This window comes from Chryseobacterium taiwanense, assembly GCF_000813825.1.
Taxonomy (GTDB): Bacteria; Bacteroidota; Bacteroidia; order Flavobacteriales; family Weeksellaceae; genus Chryseobacterium; species Chryseobacterium taiwanense.
The window spans coordinates 88598-115552 of sequence record NZ_JWTA01000001.1; the positions used below are offsets into that span (position 1 = coordinate 88598).

General features: G+C 35.1%; 19 protein-coding genes. 3 read left to right on the forward strand and 16 right to left on the reverse strand.

Going from position 1 to position 26955, the window contains the following annotated elements; all coding sequences use genetic code 11:
• Window positions 1-21: 21 nt before the first annotated feature.
• The 14 genes from RM51_RS00395 to RM51_RS00460 form a co-directional block, all read right to left on the reverse strand.
• Entirely contained in the window at window positions 22-2616 is a 2595-nt protein-coding gene (locus RM51_RS00395; protein WP_039363762.1) for a TonB-dependent receptor, read from the reverse strand.
• A gap of 213 nt (window positions 2617-2829) precedes the next feature.
• The gene (nadC, locus tag RM51_RS00400) at window positions 2830-3690 is read right to left on the reverse strand and encodes a carboxylating nicotinate-nucleotide diphosphorylase (RefSeq protein WP_039363765.1); all 861 of its coding nucleotides are present in this window, start codon (window positions 3688-3690) and stop codon (window positions 2830-2832) included.
• Window positions 3691-3702: 12 nt separating this feature from the next.
• On the reverse strand, window positions 3703-5274 hold the full coding sequence (gene nadB / locus RM51_RS00405; RefSeq protein ID WP_039363767.1) for an L-aspartate oxidase: 1572 nt from the start codon (window positions 5272-5274) through the stop codon (window positions 3703-3705).
• Window positions 5275-5304: 30 nt separating this feature from the next.
• Entirely contained in the window at window positions 5305-5931 is a 627-nt protein-coding gene (locus tag RM51_RS00410) for an NAD(P)H-dependent oxidoreductase (RefSeq protein ID WP_039363770.1), read from the reverse strand.
• Window positions 5932-6035: 104 nt separating this feature from the next.
• Window positions 6036-8027, reverse strand: coding sequence for a T9SS type B sorting domain-containing protein (locus RM51_RS18945; protein WP_052248334.1), 1992 nt, complete (start codon window positions 8025-8027; stop codon window positions 6036-6038).
• A 91-nt stretch (window positions 8028-8118) separates the two neighbouring features.
• Window positions 8119-10371, reverse strand: coding sequence for a T9SS type B sorting domain-containing protein (locus RM51_RS18950; RefSeq protein ID WP_052248335.1), 2253 nt, complete (start codon window positions 10369-10371; stop codon window positions 8119-8121).
• A 166-nt stretch (window positions 10372-10537) separates the two neighbouring features.
• Window positions 10538-11014: a ribonuclease HI gene (gene rnhA, locus RM51_RS00425; protein WP_039363772.1), complete on the reverse strand. Its 477-nt coding sequence runs from the start codon at window positions 11012-11014 to the stop codon at window positions 10538-10540.
• An 18-nt stretch (window positions 11015-11032) separates the two neighbouring features.
• Window positions 11033-12610: a replicative DNA helicase gene (dnaB, locus tag RM51_RS00430; protein ID WP_039363776.1), complete on the reverse strand. Its 1578-nt coding sequence runs from the start codon at window positions 12608-12610 to the stop codon at window positions 11033-11035.
• A gap of 156 nt (window positions 12611-12766) precedes the next feature.
• Window positions 12767-14851 carry a T9SS type B sorting domain-containing protein gene (locus RM51_RS00435; RefSeq protein WP_039363779.1) on the reverse strand — a complete coding sequence of 695 codons (2085 nt, stop codon included), beginning with the start codon at window positions 14849-14851 and terminating at the stop codon, window positions 12767-12769.
• Window positions 14852-15004: 153 nt separating this feature from the next.
• A complete protein-coding gene (locus tag RM51_RS00440) occupies window positions 15005-16240 on the reverse strand; it encodes an MFS transporter (RefSeq protein ID WP_039363782.1) in 1236 nt (411 codons plus the stop codon).
• A 93-nt stretch (window positions 16241-16333) separates the two neighbouring features.
• Complete coding sequence (locus RM51_RS00445) at window positions 16334-16699, reverse strand: hypothetical protein (protein ID WP_039363786.1); 366 nt, start codon at window positions 16697-16699, stop codon at window positions 16334-16336.
• A gap of 68 nt (window positions 16700-16767) precedes the next feature.
• Complete coding sequence (locus tag RM51_RS00450; RefSeq protein WP_039363789.1) at window positions 16768-18267, reverse strand: GH3 auxin-responsive promoter family protein; 1500 nt, start codon at window positions 18265-18267, stop codon at window positions 16768-16770.
• A 128-nt stretch (window positions 18268-18395) separates the two neighbouring features.
• A complete protein-coding gene (locus tag RM51_RS00455; protein WP_039363791.1) occupies window positions 18396-18683 on the reverse strand; it encodes a hypothetical protein in 288 nt (95 codons plus the stop codon).
• A gap of 233 nt (window positions 18684-18916) precedes the next feature.
• Complete coding sequence (locus RM51_RS00460) at window positions 18917-19312, reverse strand: hypothetical protein (RefSeq protein WP_039363794.1); 396 nt, start codon at window positions 19310-19312, stop codon at window positions 18917-18919.
• Between the two features lie 245 nt (window positions 19313-19557).
• Here RM51_RS00460 and mfd point away from each other — a divergent pair, with 245 nt between their 5' ends.
• The 3 genes from mfd to pth all read left to right on the forward strand — a co-directional run bounded on the left by mfd (window position 19558) and on the right by pth (window position 24611).
• Window positions 19558-22923, forward strand: a complete 3366-nt coding sequence (mfd, locus tag RM51_RS00465) for a transcription-repair coupling factor (protein ID WP_039363797.1) — start codon at window positions 19558-19560, stop codon at window positions 22921-22923.
• Window positions 22924-23047: 124 nt separating this feature from the next.
• Window positions 23048-23959, forward strand: coding sequence for a hypothetical protein (locus RM51_RS00470; protein ID WP_039363800.1), 912 nt, complete (start codon window positions 23048-23050; stop codon window positions 23957-23959).
• Between the two features lie 88 nt (window positions 23960-24047).
• Window positions 24048-24611 (forward strand): aminoacyl-tRNA hydrolase, encoded by a 564-nt coding sequence (gene pth, locus RM51_RS00475; protein WP_039363803.1) that lies wholly within the window; start codon window positions 24048-24050, stop codon window positions 24609-24611.
• 55 nt (window positions 24612-24666) lie between these two features.
• Here the strand turns inward: pth and RM51_RS00480 are convergent, their stop codons facing one another.
• Both RM51_RS00480 and RM51_RS00485 read right to left on the reverse strand, forming a co-directional pair.
• Window positions 24667-25302 (reverse strand): carbonic anhydrase, encoded by a 636-nt coding sequence (locus tag RM51_RS00480; protein WP_039363806.1) that lies wholly within the window; start codon window positions 25300-25302, stop codon window positions 24667-24669.
• 46 nt (window positions 25303-25348) lie between these two features.
• Window positions 25349-26941, reverse strand: a complete 1593-nt coding sequence (locus tag RM51_RS00485) for a SulP family inorganic anion transporter (RefSeq protein ID WP_039363809.1) — start codon at window positions 26939-26941, stop codon at window positions 25349-25351.
• Window positions 26942-26955: the final 14 nt, after the last annotated feature.

Here is a 26955-nt window from a genome sequence, read left to right on the forward strand (position 1 = left end):
ATTTTAAAATCTAAGATAATATTAGAAGTTGAATGATAGGTTTGCGGCCCATGTTCTTCCAAATCCGAAGAATACTCTGTTACCATTAGCAATACCTTTGTACATTCTACCAGCATCTTGATATGTTTTACCTAAGTCTGGATCTCCAGCTGTTGTAATTTTATCATTTCCAAAGATATTTGTTGCTCCATCTTGGATGTATGTTGTATCAAATAGATTGTAAACGTTCGCTCCAACTGTAAAATACTGATTAGCATTTTTTAATCGAATTTTATATGATACACCAATATCTGTTAGATTGTAATCAGGTAATTTTAATACCCCTCTGTCTTGATTTGCTATATTTGAGAAAGTCGCAATATCAATAGAAGAGTAAAGTTTACCTACATATCTCCATCCAGCATAAATACTTAAGTCTTTTACTGGTTTTACAGTAGCTCCTAATGAAGCGGTCATTTGTGGGATACTGTTGCTACTTGTTCCTCCAACTTTTACTTTATCAAGATAAAGAGTAGTCGTATTTGAATCACCTGCTACAGTTAAAGGATTGTTATTTCCGTCAAATGTCGTTCCAGTTGCATTTCCTTTATAATAGTAATCTCCCCAAGAGAACATACCATTAAACTCTAAGAATTTATTAAGTTTATAAGTAGCATCAACTTCAACTCCTTGGTGAATTTCTGTAATTCCATTCATTTCAGCATAAGCATCTGTCACATCCGGAACTTGAATAGTTCTTCTTAATGCTCTATCTTTCCACTGTGTTCTATAAACGTTCACATTAGCAGTAAAGTTTGAAGATCTAAATCCATATCCAACTTCTGCTGAGAAAATCTTCTCGTTAGTTAGCTGAGGATTTACAACTTGCTGGTTGCTTGGGTATACGGTGTTCATGAATGGCTGCTTACTATAGTAACCAACATTTGCAAAAACATTATGGTTTTCATTGATGTTATAGTTAGCTCCCCCTTTAATATTATATCCAAATATGTTTTTGAATCCCGTTTTTCTATTTACAGTTTGGTTTCTTTGTACTGTAACACCATCTTGGATGAATTCATCAATTCTCTGATATCCTTGATTGGAAACGGATCCCTGTAAAAATGCAGATAATTTATCTTTTGTATATTCTACTTGACCAAATCCACTGTACCATAATACTTCACCGTCATTACTGAATCCAATTCTTTCATTTAAAGGAACTTGGCTTCCTCCAAAAGGATTCCATGTTAATTTTTTATAATCGGAAGTTGCTGTTACAACGTTTGGTGCAATATTTTTATTGTTGCTATCCTTATATCCAGCAGCTCCGTATAAATCTGAAATAACTTGGTAATGGTATCCATAATAATATCTATCATCAGTACCTACTGAGAAATTCCAATTATCATTAATTTTATGTTGGAAGTTTGCTAATATACCATACCAGTTATGAGAGTTGATACTAGCTCTACGAATTAAAGTACTTCCTGCACCAGCAGTGTTTACATTAACTGCAGCATTTTCAGCAAAAAGTTTGTCATAGTTATAAAGACCTTGTGCATCTCTAAAATAAGGCTGCCCGTTTACAACTGTTGAAAGAGTTCTTCCATTTACTCTACCAAGATCAGCAGTTCCTCCACCTCTACCATTAGACATGTAAGCTACAGTACTCAACTTTGATTTTTCATTGATATTCCAGTCCCAGTTAAGCATGATAACTGGTTTATTATAATAGTTAGATCTATTGGAAAGAGCTACTCTTCTTCCTTCAGTATTTGTATAATATCCCCAATCTGAATTATAAGTTCTGTCAGGAGTACCATCATTATCTGGATTATATTTTATGTAATCGGAAATAAGAGGAGCATAAGATCTTTGATCGTGCCATTGAGGAGCTCCAGTGATTGTAAATTGAAAGTTATGTTTTTTATTTGCCTCCCAACCTAATGCAAAGAAATATGCATATGATTCATAATCTGTATTTTGAACATAAGTTGCCCCCGACTGTCTACTCATTAAGAAAGATGAAGACCATCCCTTGTCAGACTTACCAGTATTATAAGCAAATGAAGTTTTTAAATAATCGTTGTTACCAACTCCTAATCTTACAATACCACCTTTTTTCATGTCTGCAGACTTTGTGATAAAGTTCATTGTACCTCCAACTGATGCAATAGCCAATTTAGAAGAACCTAAACCTCTCTGTACCTGCATGAAACTTGTAACGTCAGCTAATCCAGTCCAGTTTGAGAAATAAACAGTACCTCCTTCCATATCGTTTACAGGCATACCGTTTACCATTACCGCAATGTTTCTAGATTCAAAACCTCTCATAACAATCTGAGAGTCTCCAAATCCACCACCACCTTTTGTAGCATATACAGATGGAGTTGTGTTTAGTAATTCAACAAGCTCTTGGTTTCCTTGTCTTTCTAGAATCTGTGCAGCTTTAATTGTAGATACTGCCACTGGTGTCTTTCTATCTTTAGCGATATCAGTAACACCTCTTAGGATTACCTCTTCAATGTCTTTAGACCTTGTTTTAGCAGAGTCTTGAGTTTGTTGAGCGTAATAGACACTAGCTGTAGATAGTGTAATTATCGCAGTTAGCATCGATTTGTTGATTAATTTCATAATCGTTAGTAATAGTTAGATTTAAATTTTATGCAAAATTCGGGAAATATTCTTTAACTATTATTAACTTACTGTTAATTTTTATTTAATCTTAATAATGATTAATTTATTGATTTTCAGATGTTTAAATTTTATGCAATGCATAATATGAAAAAAATCATATTGCTTAATTATCAAAAAACATGTTTTGTTTTTGATAAAAATGCAATTTTTTTAAAGAATCGCTTTTAAACTTAAATCCATGTTTTCAGCGGAATGCGTTAATGCACCGGCTGAAATAAAAGTAACTCCTGTAGCAGCAATTTCTTTTAATTGTTCGCGTGTGATTCCTCCGGATGCTTCAGATTCGCATGAGCCGTTAATAAGCTGAATCGCTTGTTTCATGGTTTTTACATCCATATTGTCAAGCATGATTCTGTCAACTTTTGCGTCAATTGCTTCCTGAACTTCTGCAAGGTTTCTGGTTTCAACTTCTATTTTTAACTTCTTTTTATTTTTTTTAACGTAATCTTTAGCCATTTTTACGGCATTCGTAATGCTTCCATTATAATCAATATGATTGTCTTTTAGCATGATCATATCATAAAGACCGTATCTATGATTGGTTCCGCCCCCAATTGCAACGGCCCATTTTTCACAAACTCTGAAATTGGGAGTGGTTTTTCTTGTATCTAAAAGTTTAGTTTTGGTTCCTACTAATCTGGAATCCCAGTCGTGGGTAAGGGTTGCAATGCCACTCATTCTCTGCATACAATTAAGAACAAGTCTCTCAGTAGAAAGGATAGATCTTGCAGTTCCGGTAACAATAAAAGCAACGTCGCCTACTTTTACAGTATCACCATCTTTTACAAAGGTTTCAACCTTTAAGTCTTTATCAAAAGTTTTAAAAATAATTTCAGCTAATTCAACTCCGGCAAGAATGCAATCCTGCTTTACTAAAAGTTTAGCTTTTTGTTCCAGATCTTTTGGAATGGTAGAAAGGGTAGAGTGGTCTCCATCCTGAATATCTTCTTCCAAAGCATTTTTGATGAACTGTTTTAAAACTTTATCTGTAACGTATGCTGGTCTTTTCATATTGGTAATGCTTTAAGCTAAGTCTTTATTGTAAAATGCTCCTTTATTTTCCGTCATTTCCATAGATTGTGTAATGATGAGGTGAGCAACGGTTGTTAGATTTCTCAATTCTGATAACTGTGGAGAGAGAATAGAGTAGTGGTAAATTTCATTAACGGCAGCGGCGATTTCCTGGTGTTTTTGCAAAGCCATGTTCAAACGTCGGTTGCTTCTTACAATTCCTACCAAATCGCTCATCATTTCCTGCAATTGTTTTCTTAAATAAGATACAATGACCATTTCATCCATGATTTTCATACCTTCTTCATTCCATTCCGGAACAGCTTTTAAATCATCGAAATTAAAATTGTTTTCATTTAAAAGATCAACGGTTTTCATAGCGGCATTGTGTCCGAATACCAATCCTTCTAATAATGAATTTGATGCCAATCTGTTGGCGCCATGAAGTCCTGAGTTGGTGCATTCTCCGACAGCAAAAAGATTTCTGATAGAAGACTGTCCGTCTTTATCAACTTCTATTCCGCCCATTAAATAATGACAAGCCGGAACCACTGGAATCAATTGTGTGAAAGGATCAATCCCTTCGTCTTTACATTTTTTATAAATATTAGGAAAATGTTCTAAGAATCTTTCCTGATTCATTTCTTTACAATCTAAGCCTACATATTCATCTCCTGTGATTTTCATCTCGGCATCAATGGCTCTGGCAACAATATCTCTTGAGGCTAATTCTTCACGCTCATCATATTTTTGCATGAATTTTTCACCTCTTTTTGTTCTCAATTTTGCACCGTCACCACGTACTGCTTCGGAAATTAAAAACAACATTCCATCCATTTTGCTATACAAAGCGGTTGGATGAAATTGGTAGTATTGCATATTGGAAACTTGTCCTTTTGCTCTTGCCACAAAAGCGATTCCGTCTCCTGTTGCTATCGTTGGGTTGGTAGTGTTTTTGTACACGTGACCGGCTCCTCCGGTTGCAACTAATGTTATTTTTGATGTGATTTTTTTAATCTGCTTAGACTTTTCGTCTAGTATGTAAGCTCCATAGCAATGGATGTCGCCTTCATTCAATTCTTTTCCCGGAACGTGGTGTTGAGTAATGATATCGATTACGTAATGGTGATCAAGAATTTCGATGTTTTCACTTTTGTTGGCAGTTTCAAGTAAAGCTCTTTCAATTTCGAAGCCTGTGATATCTTTATGATGTACAATTCTGTTTTCGGTATGCCCGCCTTCTCTTCCTAATGCAAATTCTCCATTTTTTTTGTCAAAATTTGCTCCCCATTCTACAATTTCTTTAAACCTTGTCGGTGCTTCTTTTACGACCATTTCTACAACATCGCGTTTGTTCTCTCCGTCTCCGGCACGCATGGTGTCTTCAATGTGTTTGTCGAAATTATCCTTTTTAGAATCTGTAACTACAGCAAGACCGCCTTGTGCGTATTTGGTGTTGCTTTCGTCTTCGTCGGACTTTGTTACGATGATTATTTTGGCATCAGGAAGTTGCTCAGAAACTTTTATGGCATAAGAAAGTCCCGAAATTCCGGAACCGATTACTAATACATCCGCTTTTATCATATCCTTAGTTTAAGACAATTGTCTAAATAATTAAATAAATTTAAACAATTTTTCGTTTGGTTTTCTTACTTTTTTCATGTGCTGGAAATGATCTTCCTCCGAGCGGTAGCCTAATGCAAGGGTGACGGTTACTTTTTCGGTTTCAGGATTTATCTCTAAAATTTCTTCAATAAGTTCCTGACGGAAGCCTTCCATCGGACAGGTGTCTACACTTTCTATCGCGGCAGCATACATAAGATTTGCTAAAACGATATAAGATTGTTTTTCTGCCCAATTGAAAATTTCATCTTGAGTTTTTTGATTAATATGTTGGTTGATGCTGTTTCTAAAAAGATCCAGCTTTTCCAATGGTGTTTCCCTTACTTCAGATATATGTCTGAAATATCCGTTAATATAGCTGTCATCAACAGTTTTTTTGGAAATAATTACGATTAAATGAGAGCAGGTGGAAATCTGGGAAGGATTGTAAAATGCAGGAATGAGCTTTTGTTTCATTTCTTCACTTTCTACCACCAATATTTTATAAGGCTGAAGACCAAGAGAGCTTGCCGATAGTTTTCCTGATTCAAGAATATTCTGCAATGTTTCTTGAGGAATCGTTTCGGTGTTAAATTTTTTCACAGAATATCTTCTGCTTAAAGCCTCTAAATAATTCATCTTACAAATTTAATAATTGAATGCGAGAAAACGGATTTAAAAGACAAAAAATAAGGATTACTTCAAATTGAAATAATCCTTACTTAAAATATTGATAATCGTTATTATTCTCTATTTTTTACAAGTATCCATCCAGAATATTTGAAAGGAGTATTTTTCTTATCGTTTTCATTCCATGTTATAGAATACCAGTAGTTTCCAGTAGGTACTTTTCTTCCTAGAGTGGTGCCGTCCCATTTGTAATTATTGGATTTGTCACCTTGGTGAATTTTTACTCCGTATCTGTCAAATACACTGAATGTAAGATTTTGTTTATGCGCTAATGCTGAATAATCAATAAAATCATTGACACCGTCTGCATTTGGTGTAATAACATTAATTAAGTTAGGTACAACAATATCGATTACGATAGGTTCGCAATCATAGGCATCTTTTACATATACTGTATTGTCACCTCTCGGTACATTTGCAAAAACGTTTGAATCTTGCCAGCTGATATTATCCATAGAGTATTTATATGGAGCAGTTCCTCCTGTTGCGTATACTGTAACTGTATTGGTTGCAATGTCAATACTTGAAACAACAGGCTGTTCAGAAGGGTATACTTTTACGGTTTGTGTGGTCCAGCATTCTCCAGTCTTTAACTGTACCCAATAAGTACCTACTGTAACATCAGATATAGACTGTGTTGTAGCTCCAGTACTCCATTTATATCCGTCAAAATCAGGACCTGCATCTAATGTTGTCTTATCTTCAAAACAAATAATCTTATTTTTTAAAACTGTTGAGAAAGTAGGAGGGAATACCTGTAGAGTAATCATTGCAATTTCAGAACATTCGTAGATGTTAGTTACCGTTACATATACAACTCCGTTTGGAGCGATATACTGATCCGGATTTAGAATTTCATTAGTGCCGTTTTGTGCGTCAGTTAATGAAGGGTAATATTTTTTAGTAACACCTGATGTAGTGGTTATTGCTGCCGTTGTAAGGTTGAAAAGTCCTGTAGATGTATTTTCCGGTCGGAAGCAAGATCTTAAAGTGGCACTGTTTACAGTTACTACAGGTGCGACGTTTAAGACGACTTTAGCGTCATTATTATCACACAATACCGATGTAGGATCCTTTATCACTACAGAAATATTTGTTGTAGCACTATATTGGAAATGTGTTGGGTTTGCAATAGGAGTTCCACTTCCTGTAACATAGTATGTGAAAGTATAGTTAGTAGGAGTTGCTGTAAACTGCGAGTTTAAAGTTGTTAAATCAATAGTAGAAGTTCCCGTAGAATCAGGGCAAATAGTTTTGGTAATTGTAGTTGCCAATAACGGAATTTTGTCTACGTATACTTTTACGTTTTTAATTGAATGTCTTGCTCTTGCGCCTCCAGTAGAAGCAGAGAATCCAAAATAGCCTACGGTCATTGCAGCTGCTGCACCTGCCGGAGCAAAAGACTGGTTACAGATAAGAACACCGTCCAAAGTTATTTTTACAATCCAGTTTGCCGGAGCGTTGGGATCAACTTCACCAGTTACTTCAACATGCTTATAGGTCGCTCCTCTGAAGTTTTGAGTAGGGTTAAGGTCTGGTGAGTGAAAAGAGCTTCCTGGCGTATTGAAGTATTCAACATTATTACTATCTGTTGTGTTGGCAACCTGTCCGTAAGCTACGTGCACTTTACTCATTTGAGCTGTAGTTGTGTTATTATAGGTATCAAATGCAACGATAAATCCAATTGCATTTTGAGAGACTCCGATTCCTGATCCTAATACACTTGCAACAGGTGGATTAGCCAGATACCAGAATGCGATACCGTCACCGTTATAACTTTGTGGTGAATCTATTCTAAAATCAAACTCCACTCTCCATTTGTCGCAATACTTTAAGTTGATCGGTTCATTTAGTCTTATCGATCCTGACTGATCATTAAGATCTGGAGTAAGTTGAATGAAGTCTGTATTTACACTGGCAGGAGAAACCATTGTCCATCCAGTAGTGCTCACCGGGTTTCCTGAAAGCTGATACGTTTGAGCAGAAATTTTCTGGGAGATTATTGAAAATAAGGCTATAAAGCCTAAAAGTAGAATTTTTTTCATGTGATGAATGCTATAGTTTTTGGGGGATTTTTAATTTATTTCGAGAATAAAGGAGGGCACTTGCATAGAAGCGCCCCCAAATCCTAATTCATTATTCTCTGTTTTTTACCAATACCCATCCATTATACTTTGTTTGAGTATTGTTTTTATCGTTTTCGTTCCAAGATATGGTATACCAGTACGTTCCTGTGGTCAGTTTTTTACCGCCTGAAGTTCCGTCCCACTTGTAGTTTCTTGTTTTGTCTGCTTCAAATTTTTTGTTACCATATCTGTCATAAACTACAAAATTTAGATTCTTCTTGTAAGCTAAAGCGCTATAGTCTATAAAGTCGTTAATGTTATCTCCGTTTGGAGTAATTGCATTAATCAGATTCGGAACAGTGACTTGTATTTGAATAGGTTCACAGTTATAGAAATCTTTTACAAAAATTTTGTTTTCTCCTCTTGGAAGCCCTGTAAATACATTAGAATCCTGCCATGTAACTCCATCTAAAGAATATTTGTATGGGGCACGTCCTCCAGAAACATTTACAGTAATAGTATTGTTTACAATATCTAAACTTGTGATTACAGGATCTGCTGCTGCATTTACCCTTACTATTTGTGTAGTAATACAATTGCCTGTTTTTAATTTTACCCAGTAGATTCCAACAGGAACATTTTGAATAGATTGAGTAGTTTCTCCCGTACTCCATTCATAACTGGCAAATCCAGCTCCTGCATCTAATGTTGTTTTATCATCAATACATATTGTTTTGTCTTTAAGAACAGATGAGGTTACAGGTGCTATTACACTTAGTCTGATTTTCTTAATAATATAACAAGAGTTTAATCCTTTTATTCTTACATAAATTTCTGTACTTGTAGAAATGTAATTCGTTGGATTAGCAATTGGATTTGTTTCAGCTAAAGCATCTGTTAATGTTGTATAATATTTTTTAGTAATTCCTGCTTCTGTAGAAACATTGGCTGTATCTAAATTGAAAGAAGCTGTAGTAGGAGCTACCTCAATGAAGCAAGATTGTAATGATGCATCCGTAGAAACCGGTAAAGGAAGGAAGCTTAGTGTAATCTCCGCATTTCCTGTACAACCTTGTGGAGTAGTTACCTTTACATATACTTTTCCTGGAATAGAAACATAAGCATTGGGTGTCGTAATTTCATTGACATTAGCAGTTAGATCGGCCAATGTTTTATAGAATTTTTTTGTCACACCAGGTACAGCAGTTACAGGGGCGTTATTTAAATTGAATGTTGCAGTGGTTGCATTATTGTTATTACACTCGCTTATTGTAACATTGTTTGCCGTAAACGGAGATAAATTCAGTTGTATTTTCCCGTCTGGGTTATCACAGAGAATCGCCGAATTATCTTTTACAATTACATTTACAGTTGTATTGGCATTGAATTGAAAGTTCGTTGGGTTAGTAACCGTTGTTCCGTTTGCAATATAAGTAAATGTATAATTGGCTGGATTTGTCACAAACTGGCTATTGTAAGATGTTAAATTTGCCGTTGCATATCCCGTTGTAGGATTAGGGCAAAATGTATCTGTAACTGTTGCATTGTTTAAGGCAACTTTATCCATGTAAACTTTTACATTTTTAATAGAATGTCGAGATCTTGCACCTCCCGTAGAAGCTGAAAATCCGAAATAGCCTACAGTCATCGTTGCAGCTGCACCAGAAGGAGCAAAAGACTGGTTGCAGATTACAACTCCATCAAGCATTATTTTCACAATCCAGTTCGCTGGATTTGCTGGGTCTACTTGACTGCTAACTTCAACATGTTTATACGTTGTTCCTTGAAAAGGCTGAGTCGAATTAAGATCCGGTGAGTGAAAAGAACTTCCTGCAGTGTTAAAAAATTCTACGTTATTGGTATCTGTTGTATTTTGTACCAATCCATATGCAACATGCACTTTACTCATTCCTGAGCTTCCTGTAGAGTTATTAAAAGTATCAAAACCTACAATAAAGCCTACTGCGTTTTGAGAAACCCCAATTCCGGAACCTAATACACTGGCTACAGGAGGGTTAGCTAAATACCAAAACGCAATTCCATCTCCGTTATAAGTTTGATTGGAATCCATCCTGAAATCAAACTCTACTCTCCATTTGTCACAATATTTTAAGTTGATTGGTTCGTTTAAGCGTATAGAACCTGACTGGTTATTTGTGTCGGGAGTAAGCTGTACAAAATCAGTATTTACTACGGCAGGAGAGACTAAAGACCAGCCGGTAGTATTGACCGGGTTTCCTGTCAGTTGATACGTCTGTGAGAGGAGATTTCCGGAAATACAAAATAAGATTATCGATAAAAAAGATAATAAAATTTTATTCATTTAAGAGGAGGTTTAGTTAAACGTGTAAATATATTAAATCTTGTTGATATAATATATATTTACTGTTAAATTTATCTTAAACGATGTTTATTTATCAATAAATGATAAAATGGAAAATGAAAAATGGATGGAATTTTATCTATAATTAGATTAAATAAAATTAGATTTAGAAGAGTGAATTCCCTTCTAAATTTTCAAAATAAGTGTCTATTTCTAGAGCGTTGGAATTGGCTGCGGCAACAGCAAGTTTATCACAAAGTTCATTCTCAAAATGACCTGCATGACCTTTTATCCAATGCATTTTGGGAGTATGAAGATTGTAAAGCTCAACAAATCTTTTCCAAAGATCTGGGTTTTTTACATTTTTCCAACCTCTTTTTATCCACCCGGAAATCCAATTTTGGTTCACCGCATCGGCTACATATTTACTATCTGTGTATACATGAATGTCGTTTTCGGTAGATTTTAATTTTTCAAGAGCGGTGATAACAGCTAGAAGTTCCATCCTGTTATTGGTGGTTTTTCTAAAGCCTTTGGAGAATGTTTTCTGATATTTTTTTTCAGGTACACGCATAAGAATTCCGTATCCTCCTTTTCCGGGATTTCCGCTGCAAGCGCCGTCAGTGTATATTTCGATTCTCAAATTTATTTACTCTAAATCTTAAAAAGGGAAATCGTCATCATCGTCAAAATCATTCATCGAAGATCCTGAAACTTGAGAACTATTCGGAAGATCAAATGCTGCTCCCGGCTGAATTGTTGTTTTAATTTTATCAAAACCACTTGGTTCATTTTGTCCAAATCCGGAAGCTCCGCCATCGAAAGCTGCTTCAACATCACCAAATTTTGCAAAGTGCTTCAAGAAAGATAATCTTACATCCGCGGTTGCACCATTTCTGTGTTTTGCGATGATAAGTTCTGCTTGGTTTTCTGTAGAAGTTTCCTGTCCTTCCTCATCATTATCCCAAACGGTAATTTTGTAATATTCCGGTCTGAAGATGAAAGATACAATATCTGCATCCTGCTCAATCGCTCCGGATTCCCTCAAGTCAGAAAGCTGAGGTCTTTTTCCCGGACGGGTTTCCACACTTCTTGATAACTGGGAAAGTGCAATAACCGGAACGTTCAATTCTTTTGCAATAGCCTTTAATGAACGTGAGATCATAGAGATTTCCTGTTCACGGTTTCCTGTTCCTTTTCCACCGCCACCTGCAGTCATTAGCTGAAGGTAGTCGACCATGATCAATCTTACTCCATGCTGCATTACCAATCTTCGGCATTTTGCACGGAAGTCGAATATAGAAAGTGAAGGAGTTTCGTCAATATATAAAGGAGCATTCTCTAATTCTGATACATTGGAGAATAATCTTTGCCATTCTTCATCATCTAACGTTCCTTTTCTTAATTTTTCTGAAGAAATTCTTGTTTCAGAAGCGATCATTCTGGTAATAAGCTGTACCGAAGCCATCTCAAGAGAGAACAATGCCATTGGAATTTTATGACCTACGGCAATATTTCTTGCCATTGAAAGAAGGAATGCTGTTTTTCCCATCGCGGGACGTGCTGCAATAATAATAAGGTCGGAATTTTGCCAACCCCCTGTTTCTTTATCCACATCTCGGAATCCTGAAGGAACTCCGGAAAGCCCTTCTTTGTCCTTCAATGATTTGATGGTGTCGATAGCTTGTTTTACTAATGAGTTTGCAGTATCGAATCCTTTTTTGATGGTTCCGTTTGTAATTTCAAAGAATGACTGTTCTGCTTTGTCTAAAAGTTCAAAAACATCTGTCGATTCTTTGTATGAAGAGTCAATAACGTTTGCAGAAACATTAATTAAACTTCTTAAAATATATTTTTCCAGAATAACACGAACGTGATATTCAATGTGGGCAGAAGAGCTTACTCCCATGGTAAGATCAATAATGTAATGGTCTCCACCTGCCTGATTCAGCTTGTCTTCTTTTTTCAGATCCTGAATAATGGTCATTAGGTCAACCGGATGGTTACCTTCATAAAGTTTTAAAATGGTAGAGAAAATAACCTGATGTCTCGGATCATAAAAAACCTCTGGAGTAAGTAGGTCTATTGAATGATCTAGTCCTTTTTTATCAATTAAAAAAGTACCGATAACCAATTTTTCAAAATCTACTGCATTAGGAGGCATTTTTCCATCCGCAATTGACAGCTCTTTCGCAAAGTTTCCGTGGGTAAGAGATGATAGTGTTTCTTTCTGCGCCATAATATGCAAAGATAGTTTTTTTGAAAAGCAATAAAAAAATAGTAACCAAGATTTTAGTGTTGATAAGTTTAAAATATTAGTACTGAAAGGCTTTTTCTTCGTGCATAAAAAAATCACTCCTAATAGAAGTGATTTTTTATGGATTAAAAATTTAATTTATTCTCTGTTTTTTACCAATACCCATCCGCTGTATTTGGTTTGAGTATTGTTTTTGTCATTTTCATTCCAAGAGATAGAGAACCAGTAGGTTCCTGTTAGGATTTTCTTGCCAGATGCAGTTCCATCCCATTTATAATCTCTGATTTTACCCGCTTCATACAGTTTATTACCATATCTGTCATAGACAATGAATACTAAGTTTTTCTTGTATGCTAGAGCGCTATAGTCTATATAATCATTTACGTTGTCTCCGTTTGGTGTAATCGCATTGATAAGATTTGGAACAGTTACCTGAACTTCAATTGGTGTACAGTCATATGAATCTTTTACATATACTTTATTTTCTCCTCTAGGAAGCCCTGTAAATACATTAGAGTCTTGCCAGTTAATACCATCTAAAGAATATTTGTACGGAGCTGTTCCTCCGTTGGCTGTTACTGTAATTGTATTATTTGTAATTTCTATATTACTAATAACAGGTTGATCAGAAGGATATATGTTTACTTTTTGAAGAGTGAAGCATTTCCCTGTTTGTAGCTTTACCCAATATGCTCCAACCGGAACTCCCTGTATTGTTTGAGTGGTAGCTCCTGTGCTCCATTCGTAGCTTACAAATCCAGGACCTGCATCTAGAGTGGTTCTATCTTCCATACAAATTGTTTTATCTTTTAAAATTGCTGATTTTACAGGAGGTAAAACAATAAGAGTAAGCTTAGCAATTGAATAACACTGATCTCCGCTGTATACTCTTACATAAGCAACTCCATTAGTAGAAATATAATTGGTAGGAGTGAAAATCTCATTAGTGCCAGTAACAGCATTCGCTAAAGTTGCGTAGAATTTCTTCTGAGGATTGGTAAGTGTTGATACGTTTGCTGATGTAAGATCAAACGATGCAGTTGTTATATTTTCTTCAATGAAACAAGATTCAATTGTTGCATCATTGACGATAACTAGAGGGTAGAATTTTAAGGTAATTTCTGCAGTATTACTACATCCATCAGTTGTAATTATTTTTACATATACTTTTTTCTCTGTAGAAATATAATTGGCAGGAGTTGTAATCTCATTAGTTCCTGCATTCAGATCATTGAGAGTAGGGTAATATTTTTTTGTAGCTGTACCTGAAAAGACAGCAGCAGTAGTCAAATTGAAAGATCCAGTACCTACGTTATTGTTGTTACATGCATAAACGGTAGCATTACTTACTGTGATGTTTCCTTGTTTAAACTTGAATTTCCCTGTTTGGAAGCATCCATTAATAGGGTTTGTTGGGTTAGTCGGATCTGTATATTTTAATCTGTAATAGTAAATAGTTACCGCATCTACCATGATAGGTGCTGTGATTGGATTTTGTCCGGTTATAGCATCATTACTATTAGTGTGATATGTAATCGTGAAATTAACATTTCCATTTAAGATTCCTGGAGTCAATGTGCTGAAATCAAACATGGTAGGTAGTACACATCTTGGAACTTCGTTAGGCGCAGTTGGATCTGTTGGATTAGGGAAACCTGGAGTTACAAAAGGGTTTGGAGTTAGTGCTGGGTTATTGAATGCAGAAGTCAATGATGCTGTTCCTCCCCAAGTTAAAGAGAATCCATTAGCAGAACTTAAAAAGTTGTCAACAAGCAAATAATAGGTTTCACCAGCTAAAACATCCATGTAAGCGCTCCAAGTTCCATTTGTCGCAGTTCCTGTTAATGTTGTATTCAAACCAGTTGGTCCATCAGCTCCGTTATAATTGCATCGGATTGGTGAAGCCCCGCTTATTGCACTACAAGGTAAATTAGGACCATATACAGCAAAATCATAATCGTCTGCAAATACATTTGGGTTGATGGTGAAAGTTAAAGTTCCTGAAGTTGCAATAGTAAATGCATACCAAACAGAAAAGTGCTCACCTCCTTTAAGACATAAGTTTTCTCCGGCAGGAACTGGAAGTTCTTGTGTGTTCCCTGAACCGGTAGGAGTATAGGACAAATCTGAATTTCCACAGACAGGTATTGATGAAACACAATCCGACTGTGAATAATATATTTGATAAAGAAATAAAATGGAAAAGAGTAGTAGTTTTTTCATTTTAAAATATTTTTTGAGGATAAAATTAAAAAGTAACGACAAATGTAAAAATATTTTATCAAATAATAGGGAGTTTTGTTAAAAATACCTAAAATGATGAAATTTTCAATAATTTAACTTGAAGAATTTTAATTAGTTGATAAAAAAATATGCTTAATACTGCATTTTTCTTAGCTTACTATTTGTACTGCCTACTAATAAAGCAATTAAAACAGTCATGCTTCCACCAAATATGACAGAGCGGACAACGCCAAGTATTTTTGCCATAAGTCCACTTTCAAATTGTCCCATTTCATTACTAGACATAATGAAAATAGAATTTACACTAAGTACTCGTCCACGAATATGATCCGGAGTTTTCAGCTGAACAATGGTTCCTCTGATCACTACAGAAATTCCATCTAACATTCCGCTTATAACCAAGAACATGAAAGAAAGCCAATATAGTTTAGATAAACCAAATCCTATAATACATAGACCAAATCCTGCAACCACAACCAATAAAATTTTCCCTTGATTTTTTCTTAAAGGAACGATAGATAAGATGGTAATAATACACATGGATCCTATGTCGGAAGCTGCATTTAGAAGTCCAAATCCTTCAGCACCTACTTTCAGTATGTCTGTAGCAAATACAGGGATCATGGCAACGGCACCTCCAAAAAGAACGGCAAACATGTCAAGGCATAATGCTCCCAAAATTTCTTTGGTTTTAAAAATATAAGAAATCCCTTCTCTCATACTTTCTACAACATTTACAGACTCTTTTTTATATTCAGAATGTTGTTTTTTGAGTTGCCAGAAAAATAGAGAAGCTAAAGTAATCAGCCCAATGATTACAAGTAATGTCCATTTTACCCCAAAGAAACCGATTAAAAACCCTCCAAATGCATGTCCGCATACTGAAGAAATCAGGAATGTAGCCTGGTTTAAAGTGATGGCGTTCGGAAGATTTTCCTTTTGTACCATCTTAGGAATCATAGCGGGAACAATCGGTCCTATGAATGCTCTGGCGATTCCTGTGAAAAAAATGACGGTGTAAATAAAATAGGTAATCTGATGCCCTGTAAAATGCATGGTTACATTTAGAAAAGCAGGAATTAATAAAAGCCCGATTAAAAATACATAGGCGTAATTACAAATAAGCAAGAGCCTTTTCTTTTCATTCATGTCAATCACGTGTCCTGCATAGAGCGCACAGCTTACCGCCGGAATTACTTCTGAAAGCCCAATTAAACCTATAGAAAAAGGATCTTTTGTAAGTTGATATACCCACCATCCCAATAAAGTGGCAAGCATTCTAAATGCTAATACAATAAAAAATCTTCCGGTAAGAAGATTCCTGAATTCAATATTTTGTAAAGTTTTTAGGGGGGTAAAAGAAATCATGCACAAAAATAGGCCTAAATATTCATTTAGACCTATCAGTATATTATAAATTCAAATGATAAATCAAATACCGCCTGAAAGATAAAATCTATTTTAGTTGTCCGCTCTTGAAGCACTAATTACTATTGCTGCAACTCCTGCTGCTCCAATCACTACTGCTCCTGCTGCTGTTCTTGCTTTTCTAATATCTCTTACAGCTGCTACATTAGACTTTGGAATGATAACCTCTGTACTGTCTTTTTTTCCTGCTGTACCGATAAGATTGTTACCATCTACATTACGGAATAGTATTTTTTGATTTTTAGATCCATCTTTCATCATTACAGTATACATTCTTCCTGCTTCAAGATTAGAATAATTGTTTTTCGCAGTATCATCTGTGTACTTTGTAGTTGCACAAGATGAAATTACAAATAAAGACGTCAGTAAAGATGATTTTAAAAGTACAGATGCTTTCATTATATTTTTTAGTTTTTCAAATTTATAATTTTTTTCGAATATACGTTTTCGGAATTGAAAAAATGTGTTTAAAGTTTATAAATTTCCAATAAATCTGCAATTTTTCTGTCATTGGCAAGTCTTGGAATTTTATTTTGTCCGCCAAGCTTACCTTGTGATTTTGCATATTCATTAAACGCATTCTTCTTAAGTTTTGATATATGAAGCTTTTGCAAAATATTTCCAGATATTAAATCGTCATAGTATGTATTTCGCTTTCTTAGCTGATCATCAAGCTCATTTTTAAACATGTCTAAATTTTCAGGCTCTTTTTCAAACTCAATAAACCATTCGTGATAAGGAAGCCCTTCATGAGGGTTTACTTGTGGAGCAAGATGAAATTCGGTAATCTGTGCCGGAAATTTGTCTAGGGTTGCTTTCATCGCTTCTTCTACTTCAAATGCAATTACATGTTCTCCAAATGCTGATGTGAAGTGTTTTGTTCTTCCACTCACTAAAATTCTGTGTGGATTTTTATCGATAAATCTTACAACATCGCCAATCGAATACGCCCACAAACCTGAATTGGTCGTTAAAATTAATGCGTAATCCTTATTGAGTTCAATATCTTTTAAAGTCAGCCTTCTTGCATCTGGTTTTCCGTATTCTTCAAGCGGAATGAATTCGTAAAAAATTCCGTGATTAGTTAAGAGAAGTAATCCTTCCTTTGTATAATCATCCTGGAAGGCAAAAAATCCTTCTGAAGCAGGGAAAGTCTGAACGATGTCTACTTTTCCTCCCAATAATTCCTCCATTTTTTCACGATAAGGCTCATAATTAACGCCACCGGTGACTATTAATTGAAGATTAGGGAAAAGCTGTTTTATTTTTTTACCATGTTTTTCAATTAATTTCTCGAAATACATGATCAACCAAGGTGGAATTCCCGAAATTAAGGTCATGTTCTCTTTTTCGGTTTCCTCAACGATTTTATCAACTTTTGCTTCCCAGTCTTCCATGATATTGGTTTCCCAGCTTGGGAGTCTGTTTTTTTGGAGATAATTCGGGATGTGATGTGCCACAATTCCGGAAAGTCTTCCTGTATTTATCCCAAAAGATTCTTGGAGTTCAGGACTTCCCTGTAAAAAGATCATTTTTCCTTTTACAAAATCTGCATTGTTTTTTTTGGCGATGTAATGAAAAAGTGCACTTTGGGCTCCTTTAATTTGGAAAGGCATTCCTTCCTTAGAAATCGGAATATATTTTGATCCTGATGTTGTTCCCGAAGTTTTTGCGAAATATTCAGGCGTCTCCGTCCACAGGATATTGGCTTGTCCTTTTTTTACCCTTTCGATATAAGGTTTAAGGTTTTCGTAATCGGCAACCGAAACTTTTTCCTGAAAGTCTTTTACCGATTTTATATTCTCAAAATCATGTTCCCTTCCAAAAAGCGTTTTCTTGGCAGTATCTACTAGAGATAAAAGAAGGTTTTCTTGATCTTGTGCTGCATTTTTCTTGAATTCTTCAGCTTTTTGGACGTGCTTTTTAGCCCAAATCAATGCCGCATTTTTCTTTAGGAAGTTTAACATGGTTCAAATTTATAAATAACTAAAGAATCTGCCCACATTTTAAGAAAATATGCAATAAAAAAACCGATGAATGAGTGTACATCGGTTCTTCGAAATTTGATTATGAAAATAACAACTATGTGTTGAGTTTACTTGTTTTCTTTGTATCTTTTATCAGGAGTACCATCTTTTTTCAGCTTTTTATTCTCCTTATATCTTTTGTCCGGCGTTCCGTCTTTCTTCATTTTTGCTGCTGTTGGTGCAGTAGCAGGTTTTGCGGTTGTAGCGGTTTGTGCTGTTTTAACATCTTTAGCAGCTGTTTTTGTTGTAGTTTTAGCAACATGATGAGTGGTTGTAGATGTTGCTGGAGTAGTTTGTTGAGCGGTAGCAAGTCCAAGTCCTAAAGCAATAGACATTGCTGTAAAAAATTTTTTCATAATGATGATTTTGTTTGTTTTTCTTATCCAAAGGTATACAAAAACCAGGCTGAAAATTTAGTTTTTAGAAACTTAACTAAAGTTTATTACAGCTTAAAAAAATCTTAAACCTTAATACTTTACAGGGAAAAATAGATTTTATACAGTAAGCCTTTTCCTGTACTAATAATTGATAAAAAAGACCCGCTTTTCAATTATGAAAAACGGGTCGGGTATAATAGGAATAGTTGATTTTATCGGGTGCAATTAGCAGTCCATGTTTTACCTTCTTTTGAGAATAGGATTTTTAATTCATTATTATCAATTCTTATATAAGAGGTCGCAGTAGATCCTATCATAACAAGAGTGTTGTCACCTTTTTGTTCAAATTCTACTCCGTTTAAATCGGGAATACCATCGGAAAAAGCAAAATTATATTTTGTGCCGCTTGCAATTTTGGTTACAAAAACACTTCCGTTATTGGTGCTTATACTGGTAGATCCTCCGTCATTATAAGAGATACTTCCTCGGTATGTTCCTGCAAAAAAATCATTATTTGCCGGGTCGTCGTCATCACTGCACGACGAAATGGTCGTGACGGTCAAGAATAGAAGCATAAAAACTCCTAGAATTTTCACTAAATTTTTCATAATACTATTTCTTTAAGGTTTGGTAAGGTTAAAATGCCAAACAATATGCCGAAAGAGAATTAATTGAATTTTTTAACAAATCTTTGGTAAGTATTATGAGAAATTATAACTTTTTTGTTATTTCACAGTCATTTTGAAGCGGATTTTCAAGATGAAGACTAATTTGTTGTTTTTCACTATCTTTGTCATGATAAACGATTTCAGAAAGTACTGAAATCGCTTTTGTCGTTTATACCATATTATTTATGCAGTTAAAAACCATCAACGAAAAATTCCTTCCGGACTTACTTAAAAACGAATTTGGAAAGGAAATTTTTATTCAATTGGAAAACAATCAACATATTTCTGTGAAAGGAAGTGCAGGGTCTTCGGTTTCAATTTTTGTGGCTGAACTTTTCCTTACGCAGAAAAAACATATTCTATATCTGGTTGATGACAAAGAAGATGCTTTGTATGCCAATACGGAAATGGAAGATTTGTTGGGAAAAGATAAGGTCTTATATTTCCCTGCAACGCATTTAGAACCCTATCAGATTGAAAAAACGCAGAATGCCAATTTGGTATTAAGGACAGAAGTGATCAACAAAATTACTTCCAGTAAATCTCCGAAAGTGATTGTGGCTTATTCGGGAGCGTTGTCTGAGAAGGTTTTGAAAAAAGAAGACTTCAAAGCGATTTCACACCATATTAAAGTAGGAGATCAGCTTGATTTTGATTTTGTGGATGAGTTATTGAATCATTATAATTTCCAACAGGCAGATTTCGTTTCCGAACCGGGAGAATTTTCTGTGAGAGGTGGAATTGTCGACGTTTTCTCGTTCTCAAATGAAAAACCATACCGTATCACTTTCTTTGGAAATGAAGTGGAAAGCATCAAAACGTTTGATATTGAAACACAGCTTTCCATAGAAAAAGTGAATGATTTTCAGTTGGTTTCCAATATGAACTTTACAGTGACGGGAAGTAGGGTTTCATTACTTCAGTTATTGCCAAAAGAAAGTTTCGTGATTTCTAAAAATGGGATTGTCGGAATGCAGAAGCTGAAGACATTCTACGAAAAATCGTTGGTGAAATATGATACTTTAAATAAGGATATTGCTCACAGATCACCACAGGAATTATTTATTTCAGATCAGGAATTCTTATTCGATTATAAAAAATTTAAAACGGTAGATTTCGGAAGTGCTTCTATTGAAGGATTGATTGAGTTGACAGAAATGAAAATTGATCAGACCGCACAACCTACTTTCCACAAAAATTTTGAATTACTGATTGAAGATCTTGAAGGAAAACAGAATACAGGTTTTGATACTTGGATTTCCTTCTCTACCGAAAAACAAAAAGAAAGATTAGAATCTATTTTCGAGGAGTTGGAACATCAGCTTCCTTTTAAAAGTTTTAAATCTGAACTTCACGAAGGTTTTGTAGATAATGATCATAAAATTTTAGTCTATACAGATCACCAGATTTTCGATCGATACCAAAGATATAAAGCGAAAAATACCTTTGCAAAATCAGAGCAGTTAACGCTGAAAGATTTAATGTCTTTAAAAATTGGAGATTATATTGCCCATATCGATCATGGAATTGGAAAATTCATGGGGTTGGTGAAAGTGAATAACGATGGGAAAATTCAGGAATGTTTTAAACTGACGTATAAAAACGGAGATCTATTGTATGTAAGCATTCACTCGCTGCATAAAATTTCGAAATATAATGGACCGGATGGAAAAGAGATTGTTTTAAGCAAATTAGGTTCGCCAACCTGGAAATCCCTAAAACAAAAAACAAAAGCACGAGTAAAACAGCTTGCTTTTGACTTGATAAAATTATACGCTCAAAGAAAATCAGCAAGAGGCTTTGCGTTTACTCCCGATTCTTATTTACAAAATGAATTGGAAGCAAGCTTCCTTTATGAAGATACTCCGGATCAGGAAAAAGCTACGATCGACGTGAAAAAAGACATGGAAGCTGATACGGTGATGGATCGTTTGGTGTGCGGAGATGTTGGTTTCGGTAAAACGGAAGTAGCGATTCGTGCAGCGTTCAAAGCAGCGACTGATGGAAAACAGGTTGCAGTGTTGGTTCCTACTACGATTTTAGCTTTCCAGCATTATAGAAGTTTCAAAGAAAGATTAAAAGATTTTCCGGTAAATGTTGGGTATGTAAACCGTTTCAGAACAGCAAAACAAAAGTCTGAAACATTAGAAGATCTTAAAAATGGTAAAGTTGATATTATCATAGGAACTCATCAATTGGCAAGCAGTTCTGTAAAATTTAAAGACTTAGGACTATTGATTATTGATGAAGAACATAAGTTCGGGGTTTCTGTAAAAGATAAATTGAAAACACTGAAAACTGATGTGGATACTTTGACGTTGACAGCGACACCCATTCCGAGAACTTTACAGTTTTCTTTAATGGCTGCGAGAGATCTATCGGTAATCAAAACACCACCGCCAAACAGACAGCCTGTTGATACACAATTAATAGGATTTAGTGAAGAAATTCTTCGTGATGCTGTTTCGTATGAATTGCAGCGTGACGGACAGGTATATTTTATCAATAACAGGATAGAAAACCTTAAAGATATTGCAGGATTAATTCAAAGATTGGTTCCTGATGCAAGAGTAATTACCGGTCATGGACAAATGGAAGGGAAGCAGCTGGAAAAAAACGTCCTTGATTTCATGGATGGAAAATATGATGTTCTGGTTTCTACAACTATTGTTGAAAGTGGAGTAGACGTTCCGAATGCGAATACGATTTTCATTAATGATGCTCATCGTTTCGGAATGGCAGATCTTCACCAGATGAGAGGTCGTGTTGGACGAAGCAACAGAAAAGCGTTTTGTTATCTGATTACGCCTCCTTATGATATGATGACGGCAGATGCAAGAAAACGTCTGGAAGCCATCGAGCAGTTTTCTGATTTGGGAAGTGGTTTCCAAATTGCGATGAAGGATTTGGAAATTCGTGGAGCCGGAGATTTATTGGGTGCAGAACAAAGTGGATTTATTAATGAAATGGGATTTGAAACCTATCAGAAATTAATGCAGGAAGCGTTGGAAGAACTAAAAGACGATGAGGAATTTGAAAATCTTTTTGAAAATGAAGAAGACCGAAATAAACTTTTTAAATCTACAAAAGATGTAAATATTGATACTGATCTGGAGTTAATGTTACCAGATTGGTATATTTCGAATACTGAAGAAAGACTATTGCTTTATCAGAAATTGGCAGAAATAGATAGTGAAGAGAATTTATTGAAATTTGAGTCAGAATTGATCGACCGTTTTGGGGAACTACCGAAGGAAGCCGTTAATTTATTAAAAAGTGTGAGTCTAAAATGGCTGGCTGCAGAAATCGGATTCGATAAAATTGTAATGAAGAATGGGGTATTTTTAGGGTATTTTCCTAGTAATCCTCAAGATAAATTTTATCAGACCGATAAATTCAGACATATCATTACTTATCTTACCCAGAATCCGGCAGAAGCACAGCTGAAAGAGAAAGTAGGGAAGGAGGGAAACAATCTTATGATGAGAAAAGATAAAGTGAGAAATGTAGATGAGGTCAATCTTTTATTAAAAACAATTTTAAAAGTATAGGAAAATACTAATTACCTTGTTTTAAGGTTTTTATTGTTGCTGTTTTTGTGAGAAAATAAATAAAAATGTAATTTTTATGCAAAAAAAAATTATATTTGTGGAAAAATAAATAATCCTTTTAGAAATGAAGCAACTTTTCTACTTTATTTTACTTGTAGCAGGTATTTCCTCTATCCATTCATGTAAAGATTTGGCTGATGAAAATGGAGATCCTCTTGTAGACCTTAATACAAATACAGGCCTAAATGGCGCTAGAGCATTACATCAGGAGATTACGGATTTTGCTACCGTTGCTGATTATCATTATTCAGGATTGCTTTTAACGAAAGTAAACAATGGAGCATCAATTACTGATATCGCCTATAGTGGTGACAGAGTAAGCAAAATAACTTTTGACGGGTTTTTAGATTCAGATAATGACGGAACTCTTGATCCAGGTAGAGTGACTTATACACAGTTATTTACTTATGGAGGTTCAGGAAGATTAGAATCAATTACAGAGAACAGAAATTTGTATAAAATAGCAGGTACTCCTCCGGCTCAGGTTTTGGATAAACAAACAAAGACAATTTATACTCTGAAGTACAATGCGTCTACAGCAAAACTTGAGACATTGAGTATGAAAACAGGTTTAGACGTATCTGGAACTCCTTTTGAATATACTGCATATTCAGAAACTGAATATACTTATTTGGGAGACAATGTATCTAAAGTTAGAACAGGATTTGGAACCATTACTGCAGGTGTTAACGATCCTATCGTTTGGACTTATGAATATGGATTTATGAACTACGATGATAGAATAAGCCCATATACTTTACTACCTTTTGCGTATAAAATTTCATACTTGTTGTCTACGCCGTTCTATGGTCACAGAAGCTTAATGTTATCTCCGAATAGCCCATCTAGAGCATCTGTTACCTTTTTACCTGTACCGGTTCCTACACCAGTAGTTACCTCTACAAACTTTACGTATGATCCACAGACATATTTGACAAAAGCATACGGAATAAACTATATTTATAAACCTTTGTAATTAAAAAAATAAATATATTTAAAAAACTCAATTCTCTTTAGGATTGAGTTTTTTATTTTTTATCTCTTAATTTTGTAAAAAATTTTAAATGAAATATTTAATTGTAGGACTTGGGAATAAAGGTTCTGAATATGAAAATACACGTCATAATATAGGATTTAAAGTTGTTGAGAAAATAGCAGAAACTCTTGAAGTTCCTTTTAATACTAGTAATTTTGGTTGGTTAGCAGATGGGAAATATAAAGGAAGAAGAGTTTTACTTTTAAAACCGGATACGTATATGAATCTTTCAGGAAATGCAGTAAGATACTGGATGCAGAAAGAGAATATTCCTTTAGAGAATGTCCTTATCGTTACGGATGATCTTGCTCTTCCTTTTGGAACTTTAAGGCTAAAAGGGAAAGGATCCGATGCAGGACACAATGGTTTAAAGAACATTATTGAAGTATTGCAGACTCAGAATTATGCGAGACTCCGTTTTGGGATTTCTGCGGAATTTTCTGAGGGAAAGCAGGTCGATTACGTATTAGGTACTTGGAATGAATCGGAAGCAGAGAAGCTTCCGGAAAGAATTGAGAAATTTTCTAAAGCCTGTCTTTCATTTGTTTTTGCAGGACTTAACAATACAATGTCAGCTTTTAATGGTAAATAAAAAAATCGGCGGGGAGCAAAGCTCCCCGCCGATTTTTTAAAGCATTTTATATAAATTATAACCAAGTGACAGCACCGGTTTCTACATCGTAATTTGCTCCTACGATCTTAATTTTACCTTCTTTTTCAAGGTTTTTCAACGTAGAGCTTTGTTTACGGATGTCTTCAATAGCGCTTCTTACGTTTTGTTGGTTTAATCTTTCAAGCAATGAACTGTTTTTTGAAGATCTTTCTTCACCTTCTTCAATTACCTCCTTAATGATAGGGTCAAAATGATTGATAAGGTGATTCAAGTTATCCATGCCTAATCCTTCGATTTGTGCTGCGTCTAGCCCTCCTTTTAAGGCACCACACTTAGTATGGCCTAAAACGACAATAAGTTTTGAACCGGCTACATTACAACCAAATTCCATTGATCCTAAAATATCCTGATTTACAAAATTACCTGCAATTCTGACACTGAAAATATCACCCAATCCTTGGTCAAAGATAAGTTCTGCAGAAGTACGGCTGTCGATACAGCTTAAAACTACGGCAAAAGGCCATTGTCCTTCACGAGTAGCATTTACTTGCTCCAAAAGGTCTCTGTTGGCTTTTAAGTTATTTACAAATCTTTGATTTCCTTCCTTTAAAAATTCTAATGCTTTTTCAGGAGTAATAGTTGACTGAGTTTCGTATGTATGTGCTTTCATATAATGTATGTAATGTTTAAAATTAAAAAAAATAATAATATTGAGCTTACATTGCTCTTCTGTGTGTAATTAAAACATGAGAATCTTGACTGCTCTCATAATCTTTGTACGATGTTTTGAAACCTATAAGTTCTACATTGATGTCTTCCTCTTTTGCACGGATATTGGCAAAATCCTGAATCATTTCCAGAACATCAGTCGTGATGTATGAAGTTCCTCTTGCATCAATGGTTACGTTAGAATTCGATTTAATGTTTTTTAATGTCTTTTTAATAGCTGCTTTATTTAGAAAAGATACCTCTTCTGCTAATTTAATATTAATTCCATCAGCATCATTTAATTTTTCTCTGCTTAAATAGTAAGCTCTCTTCATATTCCCTTGAAGAATGTAGAAAACAGAAATAGCTAAACCTATTCCCACCCCTTTCAAAAGATCAGTTGCTACAATAGCAACTACAGTCGCAACAAAAGGAATAAACTGGAATTTTCCTAAATGCCAGAAATGTTTGAATGTTGCAGGTTTCGCCAATTTATATCCTACTAAAATCAATACCGCTGCTAAGGTAGCAAGAGGAATTAAATTCAAAATCATAGGAATTGAAAGTACACAAATTAATAATAAAACACCATGAATTATTGCAGAACTTTTTGAGGTTGCACCGGCATTAGCATTAGCAGAACTTCTTACCACTACTGAGGTCATAGGAAGTCCACCGATAAGAGAACTTACCAAGTTTCCAATTCCCTGAGCTTTCAATTCAAGGTTCGTATCTGTGATTCTCCTTTGTTTATCCAATCTGTCAGAAGCTTCAATACAAAGCAACGTTTCAATAGAAGCCACGATAGCAATTGTAGCGCCTACAATCCAAACTTTAGGATTTGAAAACCCTGTGAAATCAGGCATAGTAATCAGATTTTTAAAATCATCAAATGACTGAGGAACAGGTAGTACCACCAAATGTTTAGGGCTGATTGCTAATGAACTTCCTGTCATTTTGAAAACTTCATTTAATAAAATTCCCACCACTACAGCAACCAAGGCTCCCGGAAGCATTTTCATTCTCTTTAAAGAAGGTATTTTATCCCAAGCTAAAAGAATGGCAATAGAAACTAAAGTCACAATAATAGCTCCCGGATGAACGGCTCCAAATAATTCAGTGAAATAATTAAAATTCAATCCATTGTCAAAAATAGATTCGTGTCCTTCATAATCCTTATCAAACCCTAATGCATGGGGAATTTGTTTTAAGATAATGATGATTCCGATAGCGGCAAGCATTCCTTCAATAACGTTGTTGGGGAAGTAATTTGAGATACTTCCGGCTCTTACGAAGCCTAAAACTAACTGAATGATACCGGCAACCATCCCTGCGCAAAGAAATAATTCAAATGCACCTAGATCGGTAATAGCAGTTAAAACAATTGCTGTTAAACCGGCAGCTGGACCGGATACAGAAATATTTGAATTACTTAAAGTTCCTACTACCAAACCTCCTACAATTCCGGCGATAACTCCTGATAATGGCGGAGCTCCCGATGCTAAAGCAATTCCTAAACATAAAGGAAGTGCAACTAAAAATACCACGAGTCCTGAAGGGAAATTCTCCTTTATTCCTCCTATTAATGATGTTTTTTTCATGATATGAAAATGTG

Excerpts from the sequence above, each read along its gene's own strand:
- RM51_RS00480 (WP_039363806.1), bottom strand. The coding sequence starts at position 25,302 with ATGAAAGCACATACATACGAAACTCAGTCAACTATTACTCCTGAAAAA.
- pth (WP_039363803.1), top strand. The coding sequence starts at position 24,048 with ATGAAATATTTAATTGTAGGACTTGGGAATAAAGGTTCTGAATATGAA.
- RM51_RS00410 (WP_039363770.1), bottom strand. The coding sequence starts at position 5,931 with ATGAATTATTTAGAGGCTTTAAGCAGAAGATATTCTGTGAAAAAATTT.
- mfd (WP_039363797.1), top strand. The coding sequence starts at position 19,558 with ATGCAGTTAAAAACCATCAACGAAAAATTCCTTCCGGACTTACTTAAA.
- RM51_RS00460 (WP_039363794.1), bottom strand. The coding sequence starts at position 19,312 with ATGAAAAATTTAGTGAAAATTCTAGGAGTTTTTATGCTTCTATTCTTG.
- RM51_RS00455 (WP_039363791.1), bottom strand. The coding sequence starts at position 18,683 with ATGAAAAAATTTTTTACAGCAATGTCTATTGCTTTAGGACTTGGACTT.
- RM51_RS00440 (WP_039363782.1), bottom strand. The coding sequence starts at position 16,240 with ATGATTTCTTTTACCCCCCTAAAAACTTTACAAAATATTGAATTCAGG.
- RM51_RS00395 (WP_039363762.1), bottom strand. The coding sequence starts at position 2,616 with ATGAAATTAATCAACAAATCGATGCTAACTGCGATAATTACACTATCT.
- RM51_RS00485 (WP_039363809.1), bottom strand. The coding sequence starts at position 26,941 with ATGAAAAAAACATCATTAATAGGAGGAATAAAGGAGAATTTCCCTTCA.
- nadC (WP_039363765.1), bottom strand. The coding sequence starts at position 3,690 with ATGAAAAGACCAGCATACGTTACAGATAAAGTTTTAAAACAGTTCATC.
- RM51_RS18950 (WP_052248335.1), bottom strand. The coding sequence starts at position 10,371 with ATGAATAAAATTTTATTATCTTTTTTATCGATAATCTTATTTTGTATT.
- dnaB (WP_039363776.1), bottom strand. The coding sequence starts at position 12,610 with ATGGCGCAGAAAGAAACACTATCATCTCTTACCCACGGAAACTTTGCG.
- RM51_RS18945 (WP_052248334.1), bottom strand. The coding sequence starts at position 8,027 with ATGAAAAAAATTCTACTTTTAGGCTTTATAGCCTTATTTTCAATAATC.
- RM51_RS00445 (WP_039363786.1), bottom strand. The coding sequence starts at position 16,699 with ATGAAAGCATCTGTACTTTTAAAATCATCTTTACTGACGTCTTTATTT.
- nadB (WP_039363767.1), bottom strand. The coding sequence starts at position 5,274 with ATGATAAAAGCGGATGTATTAGTAATCGGTTCCGGAATTTCGGGACTT.
- RM51_RS00470 (WP_039363800.1), top strand. The coding sequence starts at position 23,048 with ATGAAGCAACTTTTCTACTTTATTTTACTTGTAGCAGGTATTTCCTCT.
- RM51_RS00450 (WP_039363789.1), bottom strand. The coding sequence starts at position 18,267 with ATGTTAAACTTCCTAAAGAAAAATGCGGCATTGATTTGGGCTAAAAAG.
- RM51_RS00435 (WP_039363779.1), bottom strand. The coding sequence starts at position 14,851 with ATGAAAAAACTACTACTCTTTTCCATTTTATTTCTTTATCAAATATAT.